Source organism: Anaerobacillus alkalidiazotrophicus (assembly GCF_001866055.1).
This window is the reverse complement of record NZ_MLQS01000014.1, coordinates 44,026-66,233: the sequence shown is the minus strand read 5'-3', so window position 1 is coordinate 66,233 and position 22,208 is coordinate 44,026. Positions and strand designations below refer to the sequence as shown.

The window sequence follows — 22,208 nt, the reverse complement described above, 5'->3', positions numbered from 1 at the left end:
TCACATACTTTCGTGGAAAGTACGGTTAATAACATCAATTTGCTGTTCTCTCGTTAATTTAATAAAGTTTACAGCATAGCCGGACACACGAATAGTTAACTGAGGGTATTTCTCAGGATGCTCCATAGCATCTAATAATTGCTCACGATCAAACACGTTAACATTAATGTGATGGCCTGTTTGTGATGCATAACCGTCTAGTATTGCTGATAAATTTTTAACTCTAGATTCTTCATCTTTACCAAGAGCTTTCGGTACAATTGAGAATGTGCATGAAATTCCATCTTGACAATGTTCGAAAGGAATTTTTGCCACAGAGTTTAACGATGCTAATGCACCTTTTTGATCACGACCGTGCATTGGATTTGCACCTGGTGCGAATGGCTCACCAGCTTTTCTTCCGTCTGGTGTATTACCAGTTTTCTTACCATAAACTACGTTAGAAGTAATTGTTAAAACTGATTGAGTTTGTAATGCACCACGGTAAGTTTGGTGCTGACGTAATTTTTCCATAAAGTTTTTCACAGTATTAGTAGCAATGTCATCAACAAGTGGATCGTTATTACCGTATTTAGGGAAATCGCCTTCGATTTCATAATCTACTGCAATTCCATCCTCATCACGGATCACTTTAACTTTTGCATGTTTTACTGCACTTAGAGCATCAGCTACTACTGATAATCCAGCGATACCGCAAGCCATTGTACGTAAAATATTTTGGTCATGAAGAGCCATTTCAATTCTTTCATAGCTATATTTGTCATGCATATAGTGAATAACGTTTAATGAATTAATATAAAGCTCTGCTAACCAATCTTGGACTTTATCAAACTTTTCAACTAACTCATCATACTCAAGATACTCTGAAGTAATTGGTTCAAATTTCGGTCCAACTTGGGCTTTTGACTTTTCATCCACTCCACCATTAATTGTATAGAGTAAAGCTTTTGCTAAGTTTGCACGAGCACCAAAGAATTGCATTTGCTTCCCGATACGCATTGGAGATACGCAGCAGGCAATACCGTAGTCATCACCATATTCTGGTCTCATAATGTCATCATTTTCGTACTGGATAGAACTTGTCATAATTGACATTTTTGAACAGAAATTTTTAAACCCTTCAGGTAACCCTGTTGACCAAAGTACAGTTAAGTTTGGTTCAGGCGCTGGTCCTAAGTTTACTAAGGTATATAAGAAACGGAATGAGTTTTTCGTTACTAACGGGCGTCCATCTGTAGACATACCACCTAAAGATTCTGTAACCCAAGTAGGATCTCCACTAAATAACTCATCATAGTCAGGCGTTCTTAAGAATTTTACTAAACGAAGTTTCATAACAAAATGATCAACAATTTCTTGTGCTTCCTCTTCAGTTAAAATTCCAGCTTTTAAATCTCTTTCAATATAAATATCTAAGAAAGTAGATACACGACCTAAACTCATTGCTGCTCCATTTTGCTCTTTGATAGCAGCTAAGTAACCAAAATATACCCATTGGAATGCTTCTTTAGCAGTTGTAGCAGGCTTTGAAATATCGAAACCGTAAGATGCTGCCATTTGTTTTAATTCTTGAAGTGAACGAATTTGTTCAGAAACTTCTTCACGATCACGAATAGTATCTGCAGTCATCGCACCTTTTTCGAAGCTTTTCTTCACTGCTTTTTTATCTTCAACTAAAAAATCAATACCGTAAAGTGCTACACGACGATAGTCACCAATAATTCTACCGCGTCCGTATGCATCTGGAAGACCAGTAATGATCCCCGATTTACGAGCCGCTAACATTTCACTTGTATAAGCATCAAATACACCTTGATTGTGTGTTTTACGATAGTCTGTATAAATTTTTTCGATTTCAGGATCTAATTTAAAACCATATGCCTCACAACCTGAAACCATCATACGAATTCCACCAGTTGGTTGAATCGAACGTTTTAAAGGAGCATCTGTTTGTAAACCTACAATTGTTTCTTTATCTTTATCAATGTATCCAGGAGCATGAGCAGTAATTGTAGAGATTGTTGATGTATCTACATCTAGTACTCCCCCATTTTCACGCTCTTTTTTCATTAATTCTAATACTTGATCCCAAAGCTCTTTTGTCGTTTTAGTTGGTCCAACTAAAAAAGTATCATCACCAGCATAAGGATCCCAGTTTTTGTTAATGAAATCTCTTACATCAATTTTTTCTGTCCACTCGCCAACGTTAAAACCTTTCCAAGCTTCCAATTTTTCTTTCATAGCTTCCATTTCCATCTCCCTCTCTGTTCAAAAACTTTTTTTAAAGTGTTGTGATTTTTTTCACATTCTCATCTAAAAAAAAAGTTAGATAACTAAAACTTCTTTGTAGTAGACAACCGGTTAATACAGGCCCCCCATATCCTGTTCCACTGAAGGTCCAGTTGCTGTATTACCGTGTTCGTTAGTTATATTATATACTGTTTTCATTCAAATGTATATGACAAAAACGTGAAATATTACTGTTTTATAATTTTTTTTCATAATTTTTATTGGAGGATATTCCCTAAAATTCTCTTACTGTTATATATCTATCATTTACCTGTTATATAATTGTCTAATACAGAATTTACTTAATTTTCACATAAATAAAAAGAACAATAGCAAATGAAAAAACAATAATTATTATTACTTATATTAAACATTCGTTCTTTCAAAAAGGTTCGGAGCTCAAATATAATAGTTGTGCTTTAATAAGAAAAGCGCAAGCGCCGCAGCTCTAGACGTAATAAGCTGGACTGAGTCGAAAGTCGTTAGACTTTCGTTCTCGACTTATCGTAGACGAGACGAAGGAAGCTTTCTAGTCGATAGGGCGCTTGCGCTAGACAGTTGCCAAGTTAGAAATTTTATTCTTTCTTACCTTTGAACAAAAAAAGTATTATTTACGGAACCTGTCGCAAATAATACTTTTTTATATCAGCTCACTTTATGCTCAATTCTTAATTTATCCGCAACCATTGCGATAAACTCGGAGTTGGTAGGTTTTGCTTTTGTATGACTTACAGTATAGCCAAACAAATTAGATATAGACTCTATATTACCACGGCTCCACGCAACCTCAATTGCATGACGAATGGCACGTTCAACTCGACTAGAAGTAGTATTAAATTTTTTCGCTATATCTGGATAAAGTACTTTTGTTATAGAACCTAATAATTCTATGTCATTATAAACCATTGTAATCGCTTCACGAAGGTACATATAACCTTTGATATGTGCCGGAACACCAATTTCATGAATAATACTAGTTATACTAGCATCTAAATTAAATTGTTTAGGTTCCTTTCTAGCAACATTGAATGAAGAAGAGTTTTTTTGTGGTAAGATCGGTTGACCACTACCGCAAACCTCTTTCACTTTATTAATTAAAGTATCCATATCAAATGGTTTTAGAATATAGTAAGAAGCCCCTAATTCTACCGCTTTCTTAGTTACGTCCTCCTGACCAAAAGCAGTTAACATTATTATGTTTGGTTTCTTAGCTAAACCTTGTTGACTTAATCTTTCTAACACAGCTAATCCATCAAGATGCGGCATTATTATATCTAGAATAAGCACATCCGGTTGTTCTTGTTGTACTAACGTTAAACATTCTTGTCCATTATATGCCACACCTGCTACTTCCATGTCACTTTGGCTTGAAATATATTCTTCAAGTAAACCGACCAACTCACGATTATCATCCGCAATACAAACTTTTATTATTTGCACTGATTGTTCCTCCCTGATATATAAGTTTATTCTTTGTTATCATCCACTCAACCATTTCGACACCAAGGTAAAAATACCTTTAAATTTTGAAAAAAATATTAAAATTCTCATTTTTTATAGAAAAATCTCTGTTTTTCTTACCTTTTCGACCTTATTCGATACTTGACAATAATCAAAATGCTGATTTGTCGAAAATTCTTTACTACTTACGTATATAATACCATGTTATTCAGCAATAATGGAATAAAAATTACAATTATTATATATTAAGGGTGGTTCAGTCATTTTCCCACAAAAAAAAGGCTTAGATCGAGTTGGATTCAACTCGCCTTTGCCTTTTCGTTATTATAAATGTCAATTCCTGCTTCTTGCAGCATCCACTCAACATGGCAAGCATAACCACTAGTTGGATCATTAACAAACACATGTGTTACTGCTCCAACTACCTTACCATCCTGAATAATAGGACTACCACTCATTCCTTGAATGATCCCACCTGTCGCTTCTAAAAGTTCTGGATCCGTTACTTTGATTACCATACCTTTAGTTGCAGGAAATTTTTGTGGAACTGAACTCACAATTTCTATATCAAATTTTCTAACTTCTTCACCTTCTACAACAGTTAAAATCTGCGCTGGCCCTTCTTTTACTTGATGCGATAACGTTATTGGCATCGCTTGATCTAAAACATTATTTTTTATTGGATCATGTAATTCGCCAAATATTCCAAATGGACTATTCTTCGTAATGGTCCCTAATACTTTTCTGTCATTAGTAAAGCGTGCTAGCTTTTCTCCTGGATCACCATTACTACCTTTTTCAATTGATGTAACTAATGAACTAACAATTTGCCCATCGTTTACAATAATTGGTTTTTGGGTATCCATGTCAGAAATTACATGGCCTAATGCCCCATATTTATTGGTATTTGGGTGAAAGAAAGTAAGTGTTCCTACACCAGCTGCTGAATCTCTAATGTATAAACCAAGCCGATATGAGCTTTCTCCTTTAGCCTTTATTGGAGTAAGTTCTTTTTTTAGTATTTCGTTTTCACGCATTATCTCTAACTTTAATGGTTCTTTCTTTTCACCAGCTTCTTGAACAAACGGAGTTACTTGTGTCATATTTTCTATTTTCTTGCCGTTAATTTTAGTAATAATATCGCCTACTTCAATTTCAGCAATTTCTCCTGGAGACTTTTCACCATCTTTACTGTCAACTAAATGGTGACCAACGACTAACACTCCTAATGTATTTAACTTGACACCTATTGATTGTCCACCCGGAATTACCCTTATATCTTTTAATACTTTTACATTGACATTTTTTACAGGAGCCCCTCCCACTGTAACTGTCACGTTAGCATCACCTTGCTTAGCACCTTCTACTGTAAATGTATCCTCATTTACTTTTACAAAATCACTTTGTGAGGAAAGATTAAATACAGGAAACGCTTTTTGCAAATCCTCTTGTTGGCCTTCAATAAGTACCAACTCCTTTGGGATACTGACGTATTTTTGGATCGGTTTGTAAAATCCGATACTTATAACGAAAACAAGGAGAATTACACCTATAATCTTTCTTTTTTCCACCATTTTTTCCCTTCACTCTCCTCGCTCCTAACCTACACCTCCATGATTGGCTGTAATATTAATGTTACCTCTTAACACTACATTTATAACTAACAAACAATAAAAAAAGCTAACCTTAATTGGTTAGCTTTTCAAGATAAATTTCTTTTTATTAGCTTGACTTAAAAGTTCTTTAGCATTTTCTCTTGTTAAGTCGGTTGTTTTAACTCCAGATAACATTCGTGCAACTTCCTCAATTTGTTCCTTTTCTTGCAAGGAAGCAACTTTTGTCACTGTTTTATCATCTGATTGTTCTTTAGATATATATAAATGCGTATTTGCCATAGCAGCAACTTGTGGTAAGTGAGTAATACATAGTACTTGTGACTTTGTTGAAACATTATAGATTTTTTCAGCTATTGCCTGGGCTACACGCCCGCTAACCCCAGTATCAACCTCATCAAAAATGAGTGAAGTTACACCATGCTGGGTAGAAAAAATTGATTTTAATGCTAGCATTATACGCGAAATTTCTCCTCCTGAAGCAATTTTTGCTAAAGGCTTTAATGGTTCTCCAGGATTCGTAGATAGTAAAAATTCAATCTTATCTATCCCGTCCTCATTAAAATAGATATTTTTCCCATCTATCATTGGATCCTTATCAGTGGCTGTCCTATCCGTAAATTGTATGTGAAACTTTGTTTTTTCCATATACAGGTCTTTTAATTGACGAGATATTTGTTCAGTGAGGTCAATTGCTGCTTCTCTTCTTAATTGCGTCAAATTTTTAGCCTCAATAAAAAGATCTTGAATAATACTCTCTAATTGACTTTCAAGTTTTTCAATTTTCTCCTCTCTATGGAGCAGAGAGTCAATTTCTTCTTCAATTTTAGAAGCATATTCTAATATTTCTGATACACTTTCCCCATATTTACGTTTTAGCTGCAATATTTCATTAAGTCTAGACTCAATAAAATTTAATCGATTAGGATCAAATTCAATTGACTCATAATAATCTCTTAATGAATAAGATGCTTCTTCTAATAAATAATAACAATTATCAACCGTTTCTTTGAGTGAAGTTAATTCCTTATCAATTGAAGCCGCTTCCTCAACATTATTCATGGCGAGCATTACCCAATCTAAACCTTTCCCATCACCATATAAACTATGGTAACTATCAAAAATCATTTTATAAAGCTTTTCACCATTAGAAAGTTTCAACCGCTCTTCATAAAGCGTATTGTCTTCACCAGGAGTCAAGTTTGCTTTTTCAATTTCATTAAGTTGATATTGTAGTAAGTCCAAACGATGAGCTAGCTGTTGTTCGTTTTCGGAAAATTGCTTCACTTGGTTAGTTAACGAGACAAAGGTTTTATAAATTTCTTTATATTCCATAATGGCATTATTTATTTTTTCATCTGCAAATTGATCAAGTAATGATAGATGACGATCGACTTGCATTAAATGTTGATGTTCATGTTGGCCATGAATATCAACCAATGTTTGTCCAATTTCACGCAAAATTGCGAGAGTTACCAACTTACCATTAATCCTACAAATGGTTTTACCTTGAGCTGTTATATCTCTTTGTAATATAACCATTTGATCCTCATTTATTTCAATCCCTAACTGCTGTGCCTTACTGTATATATAATGAGTTTGATCTTCAATAAAAAATAGACCCTGAATTTCCGAACGATTTGCTCCATGACGTACAAATTCTGAAGATCCTCTTCCCCCGACAAGTAAACTAATGGCATCAATAATTATTGACTTCCCAGCACCTGTCTCACCAGTTAATACAGTAAGACCTTTTTCAAAAGGTATTGTTAAATCTTCAATAATGGCAAAATTTTTAATCGATAGCTCAATTAACACATCATTCACTTCCTTGGTTACATCTCACCCTAGAGCATTTCTAAAAAACGCTTAACAAGTACAGGGCAGTCTTCATTTGTTCGACAAATAATCAAGATTGTATCGTCACCACAAATTGTTCCTAAAATTTCATTCCAATCCAAATTATCAATTAAAGCCCCTACAGCATTAGCATTACCTGGTAAAGTTTTCATCACGATCAAATTATTAGTTTGATCTATACTCACAAAGCAGTCCATTAACGAACGCTTTAGTTTTTGTAAAGGATTAAACCGTTGGTCTGCTGGCAAGCTGTATTTATATCTACCATCTAACATCGGTACTTTTACAAGGTGCAATTCTTTAATATCTCTTGAAACAGTAGCCTGTGTAACGTTATAACCAGCATTTTTTAGATTGTCCACTAAATCATCCTGAGTTTCAATTTCATTATTAGCAATAATTTCTCGAATTTTAATATGACGTTGCCCTTTATTCATTACATCTCCTCCAAAAAGTGTAAACCATTTATTTAGCCTTATTCTATATATTAACTAATTGTATATTAACTTATTTTTATACATTATACAATGAAATAATCTAGGAAAACATTGTATAAAGCTAAACTTCAATCCGTGGGGGTTTTCTTTCACCCCCCACGGATTGTTAGTTCAACTTATACCACGGGCATAAGAATAACTAATCACCAGCTTTCACTGATGAAAGTTATTCTATATCGGACCTTTAGGGGCAGTTTATCCCCCACCTAAACTTCTCGATTTTCTTAAGTTTTGAGGTGGGGGCCTTGCTTGCCCCTTAAGAGTGTAAATTAATTCTTACCAATTATCGGTAGGCTGTTCATTCAAGCACTGTTTAGGAACAGTTTAGGAGAATCGATTGTGCACTACTGCATGAACGCACAAATAAACAGAGAATGGAGCACAACGGAAGAGTAATCGATCAGAATAGGAGGAACCGTGCGTATCTGCATGCCCAAGAGAACGGGCATAAAATGAAAATATTGTATAATGCAAAAAAGAATATACTGACTAATGCAGTATACCCTTTCATGTTTTATTCTTTCAACTTTTTATGTGCTGATATGACAATATCGTCAATAGAAGGAATTTTATTTTCCCCTTGTTCTTTTTTACCACTCCAATAAAGGTGCAACAAGAATTCTATATTTCCTTCACCACCCTTAATCGGCGAATAAGAAAGACCTAGTGCATCATAACCAGTATTTAAAGAGAAGTTAATAGTCTCTTCCAATACTTGTTTATGAACTCGTTCATCTCTGACAATTCCCTTTTTTCCAACTTCATCACGACCTGCTTCAAATTGAGGTTTTACTAAAGCAGAGACATGACTATCTTCGTTTAATACCGTCGTTAATGTAGGTAAAATTAATCTTAAAGAAATAAAAGAAACATCAATGGTTGCAAAATCCGGTAACCCTTTTGAAAATGTATCCTGAGTTACATAACGGAAGTTTGTCCTTTCCATTACAACAACTCGATCATCTTGTCTTAATTTCCATGCTAGCTGGTTATACCCAACATCTACAGCGTAGACGAGTTTCGCTCCATTTTGTAGTGCACAATCTGTAAAACCACCTGTTGATGATCCTATATCTAAAACAATTTTATCATTTAAATCAAATTGAAATTCATTTATTGCTTTTTCAAGCTTTAAACCACCTCTACTAACATACGGTATGAGGTTGCCTTTAACAGTTAACTCTGATTCAACATCAATCTTTGCACCCGGTTTATCAATTCTTTCGTTATTACAAAAGACCAGACCAGCCATTACAGATCTCTTTGCTTTTTCCCTCGTCTCCAATAAGCCTTTTTCAACTAAGAGAACATCAATTCTTTCTTTTTTTCCCATCGTTATGCCCTCTGCTGTTTTCTAGGGAGCATATGTTTAACCTTATTTATTACACCTTTTGTTGTTAACCCGATTTCTTCCATTAATTCAGACACACTCCCATGTTCTATAAATCGATCAGGTATTCCCATTCTGTCAACAATCAAACCATGACAGTCGTTATCATGGAAAAATTCAATTATCGCACTTCCAAATCCACCTTGCAGTGTCGCTTCTTCAATCGTTAAAATCGGACATTTTCTTTTTGCTAGATCTAACAACATATCTGAATCCACCGGTTTAATTGATCTAGCATTAATTACTTTTACAGATATACCTTCCTTCGCTAATAATTCAGCCGCTTCCTCAGCCATAGGAATTGTAGTTCCAAATGTTAAAATTGTAATATCTGAACCTTCTCTAAGGACTTCCCATTTTCCAATTGGTATCTCTTTTAATACCTCATCCATTTTTATACCGTAGCCGTTACCACGTGGATAACGAACAGCAATAGGTCCGTCATTATATTGAACTGCTGTATACACTAAGTGTTGTAATTCATTTTCATCTTTAGCAGATAAAATTGTCATGTTTGGAATATGCCTTAAAAACGAGATATCAAATACACCTTGATGAGTTTCACCATCAGCTCCCACCAAACCAGCGCGATCAATTGCAAAAAAGACATTTAAATTTTGACGACAAATATCATGTACAACTTGGTCATATCCTCTTTGTAAGAATGTTGAATATACAGCGAATACTGGCTTTAACCCTTGGGTAGCCAAACCACCTGCCATCGTAGTAGCATGTTGCTCAGCAATACCAACATCAATCATACGATCAGGAAATTCTTTTGCAAATATATCTAACCTCGTTCCACCAGGCATTGCTGCAGTAATTGCAACAACCCTATTATCATTTTTAGCTGTTTTCACTAAAGTATTAGCAAATACAGCACTATAACTAGGAGGCCCAGGCTTTTTTACAACTTCTCCAGATTCAATTTTATAGGGGCCTAATCCATGCCATGTTCCCAAAGCATCATTTTCTGCCGGTCCATAACCTTTACCTTTTTTTGTCAATACATGTATAAGAACTGGTCCCTTTGTTTTTTTGGCATATTTTATGTTTTCAAGGAGATCTTCAAGATCATGACCGTTTACTGGTCCTAAATACGTAAAACCCATTTCTTCAAAGAACATTCCTGATACAAATAAATATTTTAAGCTATCTTTAAGTCGTTCTGCTGTTGCAGCAATTTTCCCACCAAATGTAGGAATTTTTTTCAGTAATTGTTCTAACTCATCTTTTGCTTTTTGATATTTCCCAGCGGTACGAAGCCTTCCTAATACATTATGCAGAGCCCCAACATTTGGAGCAATAGACATCTCGTTATCATTTAATACAACAATCAGATCTTTTTGTTCGTGCCCAATATGGTTAAGGGCTTCTAGCGCCATTCCACCAGTTAAAGCACCGTCACCAATTACTGCAATAATATTTTCATTTGTACCTTTTAAGTCCCTTGCAACAGCCATCCCCATTGCAGCAGATAGAGATGTTGAGCTATGACCTGTTTCCCAGACGTCATGTTCACTTTCAGATCGTTTCGGAAACCCACAAAGCCCTTTATACTGGCGGAGTTCATCAAAGCGATTTGCTCGTCCAGTTAAAATCTTATGAACATAAGCTTGATGTCCAACATCCCAAATTATTTTATCAGTTGGGCTATTAAATTCTTTGTGTAATGCAAGTGTTAACTCTACTACCCCTAGATTAGGACCCAAATGTCCCCCTGTAACCGAAAGCTTTTCCACCAGAAAACCTCGTACATCCTCAGCTAGCGTTTCAAGTTGTTTTAAACTGTAATTTTTAAGAAATTTTGGTTCATCTATTGATTTTATATCCAAGAAAAACCCTCACTTTCTTTTGGTTTTCTTTTTTTTCTTATCTTTGTTCTTGCCATTATTTAAAATATTTATTTTCAATTTTACCTGTAATAAATAAAATAATCTACCTACTTGGAAAATAATTGGAGTTGCGAACTCTAGGGCAATTGTTTTTCCTAATGATTTACCACCAACTGTAAGGCTTGCCACAATACTAGTGAAAAAAACAGAAATCCAAAATTGATAACTAGTATTTTCACCTTGACCTAATGAGTTGGCTAATTGCAAAACTACAAAAGCAGCTGCTGTACCGCTTATTATTCCAGCAATATCACCAATAACATCATTACAAAAGTTTGCAAAGCGGTCGGCATTTCTTGTAATTAATACCGCTTCCTTTGCACCTAAAATACGTTCGGCTGCCATCGCATGAAAAGGAGATTCTTCAGCGGCAGTAGCCGCAACTCCTATTGTATCAAAAATAATACCTACTAGTACAATCAGAAATACAATGAACATTCCTACTCCCCAAGTAACACCACTTAAAAAAAAGGTTGATACAATGGAAAAAATAGCCGCTAACACAAGAGTGATAACGGCGATCGCTAAAGTCCAATTTAAAGAAGCTTTAATTTTATTCATAAAAGTTTAGTACACACCAATCTTTCATTTAATATAAGAAAAGCGCAAGGCGCCCACCTATCGGCGACAAACACTGGAAGACCTACTCGTTTCGGTCGTTTTTTTGACCGAAAGAGAAGGGCTGAAGTGGTCGAGCCGATGGCGCCTGGAGCTAGACAGTTTCCAAGTTAGAAATTTATAAATTCTTACCTTTTTTAAAAAAAGAAGAGCATATTTTTTTAACAATCTATAATTCTTTAAAGTGAGTTTTATGTATTTGTAAGTGGTCATTTAAAGAGTAAAGACTGCGTCTTAGGTCCAGTAGGTTTTCCCAAGTAGATACCGACGTGTCGCCACATTGGCGGTTTCCCTTTAAATCCACCTTAGCGCTGTCACCAAACGCTAGACTAGATTACCACTTAGAACGCACTATAATCCCCTTTAAATGTCTTGCGAACAGTCTAGGAGTTTTCCTCAACAGCCCCTACACATTCTCTATCCTCTTTTGCAGAGCAGATTTCATGTGGATCACTAATAATATAATACAGTGTATACAATTTAGTATCCATAATCCCCTCTACTCCACTCAAGGCAGGCTACGCTGCAAACAAGGGGAAACTTGCTATGCAGGTTCATACCGTAATTCGTAAAATTATCATTCCCAAGAGAATTCCACGAATTAAGGCCTCCGCGGAAGGAGGGTCAACGCCCACATGCCATTGTGGATCGCCCTACTCCCTTTACTCCCAGCAATGACCCAAGGCTGGGCGCCTCAAGCCAAAACTAGGAACTTCATCGATGTGCCCTTTAGCGGATTTTTAGGCCCGCCTTCGAAAATGGAGGACCGACTAGAATACTGCACCACTTACTTTAAACAATTATAGCATGGTACAAACAAAATCAACAATATAGAAAACTTGGCAAAGCAAAACCTTAAGGCTACCATAATACTTCTTTAAAAAATTAAGCTAAAAATTATAGTTTAATGGTCACGATTTACAATATAATCAACAATTAGTTCTAATTTTTCATATTTCATGTTGACACTATAAAGATATTCTTTTGCAGCTGAAATATGATTAGCTAATTTTTTCTTTGCACCAACTAAACCTAATAGCTTTGGATACGTGCTCTTTTCATTTGTAATATCACTTCCGACAGGCTTGCCAAGGTCTTCTTCTTTTCCCTCTATATCTAAAATATCGTCTTTAATTTGAAATGCTAATCCTAAATGTTTCGCAAATTCCCTAAGGTTTTTTATGTCTTGTTTTTTTGCATTTGATAATATCGCTCCAGCAATAATGGAAAAACCTAAAAGGTCACCCGTTTTATGTAGGTGAATGTACTCTAGCTGATCTAACGATAAACCTTTATTTTCACCATCCATGTCTGCTATTTGGCCACCAACCATACCTTCTGGTCCTGATGCTTTAGCAAGTTCCGTTATTAAGCTTAACTTTTGCGTTGGGGCTATTTGATCCATAGTTGAAATGATCTGAAAGGCATAGGTAAGTAGCGCATCACCTGCAAGAATAGCTGTCGCTTCACCATAAACCTTATGATTTGTTGGCTTCCCTCGCCGAAAATCATCATCATCCATTGCTGGAAGATCGTCATGGATTAATGAATATGTGTGAATCATTTCAAGAGCACAAGCTACCGGCAGACTAGATTTATAGTTTTGCCCAAACCCTTCCAATGTTGCAAATAATAACAAAGGTCTGAGACGTTTCCCACCAGCCTTTAGTGAATAAAGCATTGCATCTTTTAACTGGCAAGGCGCATCTAATCGCAGAACATATTCAGGAAGCTTAGTTTCTAAATGTGCTTTTTTTTCTTCAATGAACGACGATAAATTTACACTTGTCACTAGTTACTCCTCCTGAAATGTCGTAAATTCTAACTCTCCATCCTCACGTAAAATTCGATCCATACTTTTTTCAACATTTTTTAGTTTATCATGGCAAAATTTTGAGAGTGTCATTCCTTCTTGAAACATAGAGATGGCTTCCTCAAGTGGAACATCACCTTGTTCAAGTTTCCCAACAACTTCTTCAAGTTTCTCCATCGCTTCCTCAAAGGATATATCTTTTTTTTCACTCAATGTATTCACCTCACACTTCTTTAATGTTCTCAACTTGACAATAAACTGATCCATCTTTTAACTTTATTGTTAATTCTTCGCCTTTAGATACATCAGTCACACTTTTAATTAACTTATCTTCTTTTGTGTAAGCTAAGCTATATCCACGTGTCATTACTTTTAATGGACTCAATGATTCTAATTTGGTCAAAAGTTGTTTAAAGGAAAACTCTTTTTCTTTTTGAATCCCAATTAAACTTTGTTGCAAAAGTGTTTCATTTTTAAGTAATTGTTCTCTTACTTTTAGAACCATTGCATGCGGATGATTTCTAACAACATCTTTTTGTAAATGGGCCAGAGCGCTTCTTTTTCTCTCAATAATATACATCATGCTTCTTTGTAGATCTTCTATTTGACGATCTAGTTGTTGTTCTTTCTGTTTTATAAGTTGCTCTGGATAACGAAATGCATAAGATTTCTGAAGGTTTGTAAGTTTTCTTCGTTCTGTTTCAATCCTTTTTACAATAGCTCTTAGAAATCTAATTTTCCTTTGTGTTACTTTTTCCAAAAGATCATCCGTGTTAGGAACAGCAAGTTCAGCTGCTGCAGTAGGTGTAGCTGCTCTAAGGTCAGCAATAAAGTCAGCTATCGTAACATCAGTTTCATGACCGACCGCTGAAATAACAGGAATATTTGACTCAAATATTGCTTCTGCAACGATTTCTTCATTAAAGGCCCATAACTCTTCAATTGAGCCTCCACCGCGCCCAACGATAAGAACATCTAAGTCACCTAAATTATTAGCTTTTTGAATAGCTTTTGCAATTGAAGCTGGCGCTTCCCCCCCTTGAACCAGAACAGGAAATAAAGTAATACTGGCAATAGGGAAGCGCCTTTTTAGAGTTGTAATAATATCTCTAATAGCAGCACCAGTAGGTGAGGTGATTACACCAATTTTTGTAGGTAAGCTTGGTATTTTCTTTTTGTACTTTTCATCGAAATATCCAGCTATTTCTAGCTTCTTTTTAAGTTGCTCAAAAGCAAGGTAAAGATTACCAACACCGTCAGGCTGCATTTCATTAACATACATTTGATATTGACCATTTGCTTCATAGACTGATACATAGCCCCGAATAAGAACTTTCATACCATCTTCAGGAATAAATTTCAAAAACCGGTTATTCCCAGCAAACATAACTGCTTGGATTCGTGATTGTGTGTCTTTAATCGTGAAGTACATATGGCCTCGGCTGTGCTTTTTAAAATTTGAAAGTTCACCTTTTACCCAAATATTTTTTAGCACTTCATCATTGTCAAATGTTCGCTTGATATATTTTGTTAAGGATGTAATCGTAAATATTTGATCATTTGACATTAAGACATCTCCTTACTTAACTGTTACGATTGATTTTTTGGCAGATTGTATTGTATTAAAGAGAAGCATAGTAATTGTCATTGGACCTACACCACCTGGTACAGGAGTAATATAAGATGCAACTTCTTTCGCATCCTCGAAAACGACATCTCCACAAAGTTTCCCGCTTTCTAAACGGTTAACTCCTACATCGATAACTATACATCCTTGCTTCATGAAACTCGCATCAATAAAGTTAGCCTTACCGACAGCAACAATCAAAATATCTGCTTGTTTTGTAATATTTTTCATATCTTTCGTACGTGAATGACAATAAGTAACGGTTGCATTTTCATTAAGAAGTAATTGTCCCACTGGCTTTCCTACAATATTACTTCTGCCAATTACAACAACATGCTTACCTTCAATGGTAATTCCCTTTGATTTAATCATTTCTACAATTCCAAATGGTGTACATGGTAAAAACGTATCTTCACCAATCATCATTTTCCCGACACTAATTGGATGAAACCCGTCAACATCTTTGTTCGGACAAATACTTTCAATTACAGCCTTTTCCGAAATATGAGCAGGCAACGGTAATTGTACGAGTATACCATGTATTTTAGGGTCATTATTCAAAGCCTCAATTTGATTTAACAATTCGGTTTCTGTAACATTATCTTCTAGTTTGTAAAGAACGGAATAAATTCCAATTTCCTCACAAGCTTTTTGTTTTGCTTTCACATAGGATTGACTAGCTGGGTCTTCTCCTACTAATATAACTGCTAGTCCAGGTTGTAACTCTTCTTTCCCAAGAAGTTCAACTTCTTTTTTCATACTTTCCCTTTTTTCTTTTGCTAATTCTTTCCCACTAATTATTAATGCTGACATATTTCTTTACCCCTTACCTTTTTTATTAATTGTGTGATTTTCTAATTCATTAAATTTAGATTGAAGAATCCCTTTATTTTAAACTCCTGTTTTTAACGTTTCTGCAACTTTGGACAGAACACCATTTACAAAACGTCCTGATTCTTCGCCACCAAAACTTTTCGCAACGTCAATTGCTTCATTCAATGAAACATTTATAGGAATTTCATCAATAAACATCATCTCAAAAATACCCATACGAATGACTGCACGATCAACATTACCAACTCTATCTATTTTCCAATTTTGGAGGTGTTCACTAAAAAGTTTATCAATTGTTTCTAAATGATCTAACGTGCCAGTAACTAATCGTTCTAAAAACTCATCTTTTTTTTCATTATCCTCTAATACGTTGCTTATTGCTTCATTTTTATCAGTTCCACTCATATCAACTTGAAAAAGGGACTGAACTGCTTTTACTCTCGCAAGCCTTCTTTTCATACGTAATTTCTCCTTTTAAATACAATACCATTTTCCTAAACATGATCATATCATAATCTTGTTTTTCAATACAGAATACAATTAGTTATTAGTATTAAAATAACACATTATTTTTATCTACAATAACATAAAATTTTAAAAGCATGGTATGACCTAATTCATTTTAGAAAAGTACAAAAAGATGACTCGTGGACATACTTACTTCCTTATTAATTGGAGAAAGTAAGCGCCTTGAGTCATCCTCAGTACTTCTTAATCTTGTTTAGCCTCTTGATCCACTTGTTGATGTTCAAGTTGAACACCGACCACATGAACATTTACAGCAGTTAAATCAATGGCAGTCATTGTTTTTAACGTTTGATATATATTTTCTTGTATTTTCTTTGCTACTTCTGGAATAGATACACCATAGTTCATTATCACGTAAACATCAACTGATATCCCATCTTCCCCAAGGTCTACTTTTACACCTTTCCCATGGCTTTTTCTTCCTAGTTTCTCTACTACTCCTGTAGCAAAATTCCCCCTCATTGTTGCAACACCTTCTACTTCTGCAGCCGCAATACTTGTTACAACTTCAATTACTTCAGGAGAAATTTCAACTTTCCCTAACCCCGTATGCTGTTCGTCCATATCTATTACATGGTTTTTATCTGTCATATTATTAGCCTCCTAAATGGATAATTGCGTAATAAATTCAAGTATTACCAATGTTTACTTTTGAGATAAATCATGTATCTCAAGAAACTTAGTATTGAAATGACCACTTACAAATGTCTCATTTTCAAGGAGTCGAAGGTGAAATGGGATTGTAGTATCAATACCCTCGATTACAAATTCACTTAGCGCCCGTTTCATTTTTGCGATTGCTTCTTCTCTTGTCACGCCATATGTTATTACTTTAGCGATCATTGAATCATAGTAAGGCGGTATAGTATAACCTGGATATGCAGCTGAATCTACTCTAACTCCTAGCCCACCAGGTGGCAAATACATAGTAATTTTACCAGGAGAAGGCATGAAATTTTTATCTGGATTTTCTGCATTAATTCGACACTCTATCGACCAACCACTAAAAGTTATATCTTCTTGAGAAATTTGCAACTTGTCTCCTTGAGCAACTAATAATTGTTGCTGAATTAAATCAATACCAGTAACCATTTCTGTTACCGGATGCTCTACTTGGATTCTTGTATTCATTTCCATAAAATAAAATTGGCCTGTATTATGGTCATAAATAAATTCAACTGTACCTGCACCTGAATAATTAACAGCTAGTGCTGCTGCAACTGCTGCATCTCCCATTTCTTTTCGTTTTACTTCAGAAATAGCAGGTGAAGGAGTTTCCTCTAGTAGTTTTTGCAGTCGTCTTTGAATACTGCAATCCCTTTCGCCTAAATGAACAACATTTCCATAATTATCAGCTAAAACTTGAATTTCAACATGACGGAAATCTTCAATATATTTTTCTAGATAAACTCCCGGGTTACCAAATGCTGTTTGAGCTTCTTGTTGTGTAATCGTAACACCTTTTACTAATTCCTCTTCATTTCTAGCAACACGAATTCCTTTTCCGCCACCGCCAGCAGTTGCTTTTATGATGACAGGATAAGAAATCTGACTTGCAATTCGTATAGCTTCTTCAATATCTTTAATAATTCCATTTGAGCCTGGTACAATTGGAACACCAGCTTGTTTCATCGTGTCACGCGCAACATCCTTCGTCCCCATTTTACTAATTGCTTCCGGGCTCGGTCCAACAAAAGTAATATTACATGCTGCACATATTTCTGCAAAATCAGCGTTTTCTGCTAAAAATCCATACCCTGGATGAATTGCATCAACCCCAGTTAAGGTTGCTACACTCATTATATTGGTGAAATTTAAATAGCTTTTTGAAGATGGTGTTGGACCAATACAATAAGCCTCATCAGCTAATCTCACGTGCAAAGAATCTTTATCCGCTTCAGAGAAAACACTAACTGTTTCTATCCCCATCTCACGACAAGCGCGAATAATACGAACTGCAATTTCTCCTCGGTTTGCTACTAATAGTTTTTTTATCATCTAGCAATCTCTCCTATTCAGGTTTCACTAAAAATAGCTCTTGACCATACTCTACAAGTTGTCCATTTTCAACAAGGACTTCTACAATTTCTCCCTTTACCTCTGCTTCAATTTCATTCATTAACTTCATCGCTTCAACGATACAAACAACAGTATCTGGCTTTATTTTATCTCCAACTTTAGCATAACTCGGAGAATCAGGTGATGGTGCAGAATAAAACGTCCCAACCATTGGAGATGTAATTTTATGTAAATGACTATTAGTTACTTGCACTTCTTGCTTAACATCTTTTTCAAGTTCCGTATGTTGCTGTACTACTGCTGGTGTTTCAGTTATAGTTGCTGAAGGTACTTGTTGAATAATTGGCTGTGTTACTTGTCCAATAGCGTGTTCACGCTCTTTTCTTAAAACTATTTTTGTTCCTTCTTGCTCGTACTTAAACTCTTCTATACTGGATTGATCAATTGCTTTTATTAATTCACGAATATCTTGAATATTTAACATGATTATTCACTCCTCATTATTTTCCATCATTTCTTTTTTAGCATTGTTTTATACTCAAATCAAGGTTAGTAAGAAAAGCGCAAGTACCTTGATCCCGCGACAAGCACCAGAACCCCCTACTTTTCATGAAGCCTACTCTTTTGCTTTATGTAATGTGGCGAAGTAACCTAGAGCGGTAGGAGCTGAAGCTAGACACATTCCAACTCTAAAAAATGAAGTTTCTAAATCATTTTAGAAAAACTTGTTTTTTCACCTATCCTTAACTGCAAAGCCTTAGTTTTTCTGAATATTGTAAGAAAATCTTCTGCCTTTGTCTTATGACTAAGTACTAATTTAATGCTACATTAAAATTTCCTAATTTAAAAGTTTTTTTTTCAAAAATACTAAATAAAAAATTTACTAAGAGCAGCTATTGGTTCACTAGTTTATTACGTATTATTCAATCTTTTTACAATTAATAATAGAGAATTTTATTCTCCTTCACAAGAAAAGCGCAAGCGCCCTTGCTCATCGACGTAATATGCTGGACTGAGTCGAGTGAGATATAGGAGAGTCGAAAGTCGTTAGACTTTCGTTCTCGACTTATCGTAGACGAGACGAAGGAAGCTTTCTAGTCGATAGGGCGCTGAAGCTAGACAGTTTCCAAGTTAGAAATTTATAAATTCTGATTAAGGTACAAAAAAGGTGACTCTTTTTATTTTGAGCCACCAACTTTACAAATATTATTCTTCAACTACGATATTATTATCATTTTTATATTGCTTAAAGACAGGAAATTCTGAAAGATTATCAGGGATCTTTCCATTTTCTAACAATATAATCTTAACAATATTTTTATTACGTGCCATGTGGAATTTATCACCATACTCATTTTCCTTTGTATACCTCTTGAGTGACTGATAATCTTCTTCTTTAATTGAAACACGATAAGCTTCATTATCTGATGTTTCAATCTCTTGTTCAAAACCAACTTCAAATTCTACAATTTGAATTTGATCATTTTTCATATTCCTCGTTTGTTCTAAAACTGCCTTTGCTCCTTCTGTTAAATCAGTCCACTGCATAATGATCTCTCCCTTATTTCAATAATTTTACTCTTTCATCTAACCCAAAGCGAAGCCATAGGTTTTATTATTTTATCCTCAAACGTATTAAACATATGTAGGCTATCCCATATAAAAAGCTTTAATTTGCCTTTCTATAACAAGGTCGTATTATATCATTAAAAAAATAGAAATGCATCCTTTTCAGATAGTTTTAACAAAATTATTCTATATTATCATTTATATTTATTTGTTCACCTTAAAGTTAAGAGCAAGCTGTTACTGAACCTTTAACTCAAATAAATAAAAGGATTGATCTATAGATCAATCCTTTTATTTATTAATTATTTGGTTGAAATGCTACAGCTACATCCTTAATGTTTAATTGCTCTCTTGCCATGTGCATAATTTTTATACCTTCTTCACTCGATAACTCGTCAGCTTTTACAATAATTTTCACTTCATTGTCTTCTGCAATCACTAATACATCTTCATAACCCTTAGTTTTAATTAGCGTTTCTAGCATTTCTTCTTTTTGAGCTAATACTCGTAAGCTTTCTATATTATCCCACGCTTGACTTTGGAGATCTGCCGAAGCATCAGATGATGCAATAACAGCCGTATAATCTTCACTTAATCGATCTCTCAACATTTGTCTTTCTAAGCGAATTGAATTAAATGCTTCATCATTTGTAAAACCAGTAAGAATTTCTTCATCAAATAAACCATCCATCGTTGCTTCTGTTACTTCTTCAAATTCTACAAAAGAAGAATCTGTCTCACTCTCTTCAACAGCCTCACCATTCTCACCTAAATAAGCTAATTGCTCATTTTGAGGTGGTGCAGTAATATAATACACCGATAATACAATAATTAAACTTAACATTGTTAATAACCAAACTGTTTGTCTTTTTAATACCATTATTATTCCCCCTTAGATTTCTTAGGTAATACAGAGACACGATGAGAAGGTACGTCTAGCACTCTACTCACTGCTTCTACTACCCAGGTCTTTACTTGAATATTTTCAACACCTCTAGCTACAACTAATACACCTCTAATTGTTGGTTTTTCTGTTTTAGCTACAAGCGGTTCTTCCCTATCACCACTTCGAATAATGACTACTTCATCATCTTTTGTAATATCCTCGACTTTTCGTTTTCCACCTTCACGATCAGTCTCATCTGTATGTTGTTGTTTAGTGCTTGTGTTTCTTTCAAAAACTTTATTTTCAGTTTCTGCTAGGTTAATCATAACTGTAACATCTGAAATACCAACAACCTGTTCTAATGCCTCGCGAAGTTGTTTCTCATAAGTAGATTCATAGTCTTGCATCGTGAGTGGTTCATCACTAGAATTTTTATTAGAAAATACAGCAACATCATCACTTGATTTATTTAATTCTTCATTAAATACTGGGATACTTTCTTGGATGTTACTGGTCTTTGTAAAGTTACTAAAAATCATTAAAGCCAGACCAACACACAGAAGGATGGCTACATATTGAATTGGACTGCTTCGTTTTTTCTTATCATCTTTGTTAGTGGGAATTATCTTACTTAGCCATGACTCCTTGTTATCGTTTTTGTCTGTCATTTATTTCAACTCCCTCCTTCCATAACAACCTCAATTTTTTCTAGCGGTATTGGCCATTGAGTACCTAAATAATTTATAATTTCTTGCTTGTTTGTTTCACCTTTTTCAGAAGTTACTAATTGTTTCGACGTATCAATCGCCACTAGTGAAACAACTTCAATACTGCCCTTTTCCTCCAAGATTTGATCACCGTTTACTGCTTTAAGCTCCACAAGAACTTCTGCAACACTATTTAAGTAATCTTCTTCATCCAAAAAATTAGTTAAGTTAACACTTATTGATTTTATTTCTTTTTCAAACTTGTCAATCATCTCCTCTTCTACTTGTCTCTTTAATTGGACAGCCACCTGTTCTGAAATATATGCAAGTTGTGCCGATTCTATTTCTTTTTTCTTATTTTCAATTGAAATTTCTAAATTTTTTTCATTAAATTGACTTGAAATCCCTATTGAAGAAACCCAGCTATCAGCTTCTCTTGTAAAAATTGTAAAAAGAGGATTTAAAATGATTACTAATAACAAAAGTCCAACAACCATCTTTACATAACGTTGTAAACTTGAATTGGGTAGGAGGAGTTCTAAAATCGTTGCTAAAAGTATTAATAAGATAATATTACTAATCCATTCTGTTAAAAATTGCAT

20 protein-coding genes are annotated in these 22,208 nt (G+C 34.8%); all 20 read right to left on the bottom strand.

The features are described from left to right. Nucleotides 1-2,241: a formate C-acetyltransferase gene (gene pflB, locus BKP45_RS09640; protein ID WP_407639592.1), complete on the bottom strand. Its 2,241-nt coding sequence runs from the start codon at nucleotides 2,239-2,241 to the stop codon at nucleotides 1-3. A gap of 693 nt (nucleotides 2,242-2,934) precedes the next feature. Then, entirely contained in the window at nucleotides 2,935-3,729 is a 795-nt protein-coding gene (gene spo0A / locus BKP45_RS09635) for a sporulation transcription factor Spo0A (RefSeq protein WP_071389486.1), read from the bottom strand. Between the two features lie 320 nt (nucleotides 3,730-4,049). After that, nucleotides 4,050-5,324, bottom strand: a complete 1,275-nt coding sequence (gene spoIVB / locus BKP45_RS09630) for a SpoIVB peptidase (RefSeq protein WP_071389485.1) — start codon at nucleotides 5,322-5,324, stop codon at nucleotides 4,050-4,052. A 120-nt stretch (nucleotides 5,325-5,444) separates the two neighbouring features. Then, nucleotides 5,445-7,181: a DNA repair protein RecN gene (gene recN / locus BKP45_RS09625; protein ID WP_071389484.1), complete on the bottom strand. Its 1,737-nt coding sequence runs from the start codon at nucleotides 7,179-7,181 to the stop codon at nucleotides 5,445-5,447. A 29-nt stretch (nucleotides 7,182-7,210) separates the two neighbouring features. Next, entirely contained in the window at nucleotides 7,211-7,660 is a 450-nt protein-coding gene (gene ahrC, locus BKP45_RS09620; RefSeq protein WP_071389483.1) for a transcriptional regulator AhrC/ArgR, read from the bottom strand. Nucleotides 7,661-8,234: 574 nt separating this feature from the next. Next, nucleotides 8,235-9,053 carry a TlyA family RNA methyltransferase gene (locus BKP45_RS09615; RefSeq protein ID WP_071389482.1) on the bottom strand — a complete coding sequence of 273 codons (819 nt, stop codon included), beginning with the start codon at nucleotides 9,051-9,053 and terminating at the stop codon, nucleotides 8,235-8,237. 2 nt (nucleotides 9,054-9,055) lie between these two features. Further along, nucleotides 9,056-10,945 carry a 1-deoxy-D-xylulose-5-phosphate synthase gene (gene dxs, locus BKP45_RS09610; protein WP_071389481.1) on the bottom strand — a complete coding sequence of 630 codons (1,890 nt, stop codon included), beginning with the start codon at nucleotides 10,943-10,945 and terminating at the stop codon, nucleotides 9,056-9,058. Between the two features lie 9 nt (nucleotides 10,946-10,954). Then, entirely contained in the window at nucleotides 10,955-11,566 is a 612-nt protein-coding gene (locus BKP45_RS09605) for a hypothetical protein (RefSeq protein WP_071389480.1), read from the bottom strand. A gap of 961 nt (nucleotides 11,567-12,527) precedes the next feature. Beyond that, nucleotides 12,528-13,415: a polyprenyl synthetase family protein gene (locus BKP45_RS09600; RefSeq protein WP_071389479.1), complete on the bottom strand. Its 888-nt coding sequence runs from the start codon at nucleotides 13,413-13,415 to the stop codon at nucleotides 12,528-12,530. A 3-nt stretch (nucleotides 13,416-13,418) separates the two neighbouring features. Beyond that, the gene (locus tag BKP45_RS09595; protein ID WP_071308440.1) at nucleotides 13,419-13,649 is read right to left on the bottom strand and encodes an exodeoxyribonuclease VII small subunit; all 231 of its coding nucleotides are present in this window, start codon (nucleotides 13,647-13,649) and stop codon (nucleotides 13,419-13,421) included. A 10-nt stretch (nucleotides 13,650-13,659) separates the two neighbouring features. Beyond that, nucleotides 13,660-15,003, bottom strand: coding sequence for an exodeoxyribonuclease VII large subunit (gene xseA, locus BKP45_RS09590; RefSeq protein ID WP_071389478.1), 1,344 nt, complete (start codon nucleotides 15,001-15,003; stop codon nucleotides 13,660-13,662). A 12-nt stretch (nucleotides 15,004-15,015) separates the two neighbouring features. Continuing rightward, a complete protein-coding gene (gene folD, locus BKP45_RS09585) occupies nucleotides 15,016-15,876 on the bottom strand; it encodes a bifunctional methylenetetrahydrofolate dehydrogenase/methenyltetrahydrofolate cyclohydrolase FolD (RefSeq protein ID WP_071389477.1) in 861 nt (286 codons plus the stop codon). Nucleotides 15,877-15,954: 78 nt separating this feature from the next. Further along, complete coding sequence (gene nusB / locus BKP45_RS09580) at nucleotides 15,955-16,356, bottom strand: transcription antitermination factor NusB (RefSeq protein ID WP_071389476.1); 402 nt, start codon at nucleotides 16,354-16,356, stop codon at nucleotides 15,955-15,957. Nucleotides 16,357-16,608: 252 nt separating this feature from the next. After that, the gene (locus BKP45_RS09575) at nucleotides 16,609-17,016 is read right to left on the bottom strand and encodes an Asp23/Gls24 family envelope stress response protein (protein WP_071389475.1); all 408 of its coding nucleotides are present in this window, start codon (nucleotides 17,014-17,016) and stop codon (nucleotides 16,609-16,611) included. A gap of 54 nt (nucleotides 17,017-17,070) precedes the next feature. Next, nucleotides 17,071-18,423: an acetyl-CoA carboxylase biotin carboxylase subunit gene (accC, locus tag BKP45_RS09570; RefSeq protein WP_071389474.1), complete on the bottom strand. Its 1,353-nt coding sequence runs from the start codon at nucleotides 18,421-18,423 to the stop codon at nucleotides 17,071-17,073. 13 nt (nucleotides 18,424-18,436) lie between these two features. Continuing rightward, a complete protein-coding gene (gene accB, locus BKP45_RS09565) occupies nucleotides 18,437-18,928 on the bottom strand; it encodes an acetyl-CoA carboxylase biotin carboxyl carrier protein (RefSeq protein WP_071389473.1) in 492 nt (163 codons plus the stop codon). A gap of 722 nt (nucleotides 18,929-19,650) precedes the next feature. Then, nucleotides 19,651-19,992: a hypothetical protein gene (locus tag BKP45_RS09560; protein WP_071308433.1), complete on the bottom strand. Its 342-nt coding sequence runs from the start codon at nucleotides 19,990-19,992 to the stop codon at nucleotides 19,651-19,653. Between the two features lie 319 nt (nucleotides 19,993-20,311). Further along, on the bottom strand, nucleotides 20,312-20,893 hold the full coding sequence (locus BKP45_RS09555) for a SpoIIIAH-like family protein (protein WP_071389472.1): 582 nt from the start codon (nucleotides 20,891-20,893) through the stop codon (nucleotides 20,312-20,314). Nucleotides 20,894-20,895: 2 nt separating this feature from the next. Further along, nucleotides 20,896-21,567, bottom strand: coding sequence for a stage III sporulation protein AG (gene spoIIIAG / locus BKP45_RS09550; protein ID WP_071389471.1), 672 nt, complete (start codon nucleotides 21,565-21,567; stop codon nucleotides 20,896-20,898). Between the two features lie 5 nt (nucleotides 21,568-21,572). Continuing rightward, nucleotides 21,573-22,208: a stage III sporulation protein AF gene (spoIIIAF, locus tag BKP45_RS09545; protein WP_071389470.1), complete on the bottom strand. Its 636-nt coding sequence runs from the start codon at nucleotides 22,206-22,208 to the stop codon at nucleotides 21,573-21,575.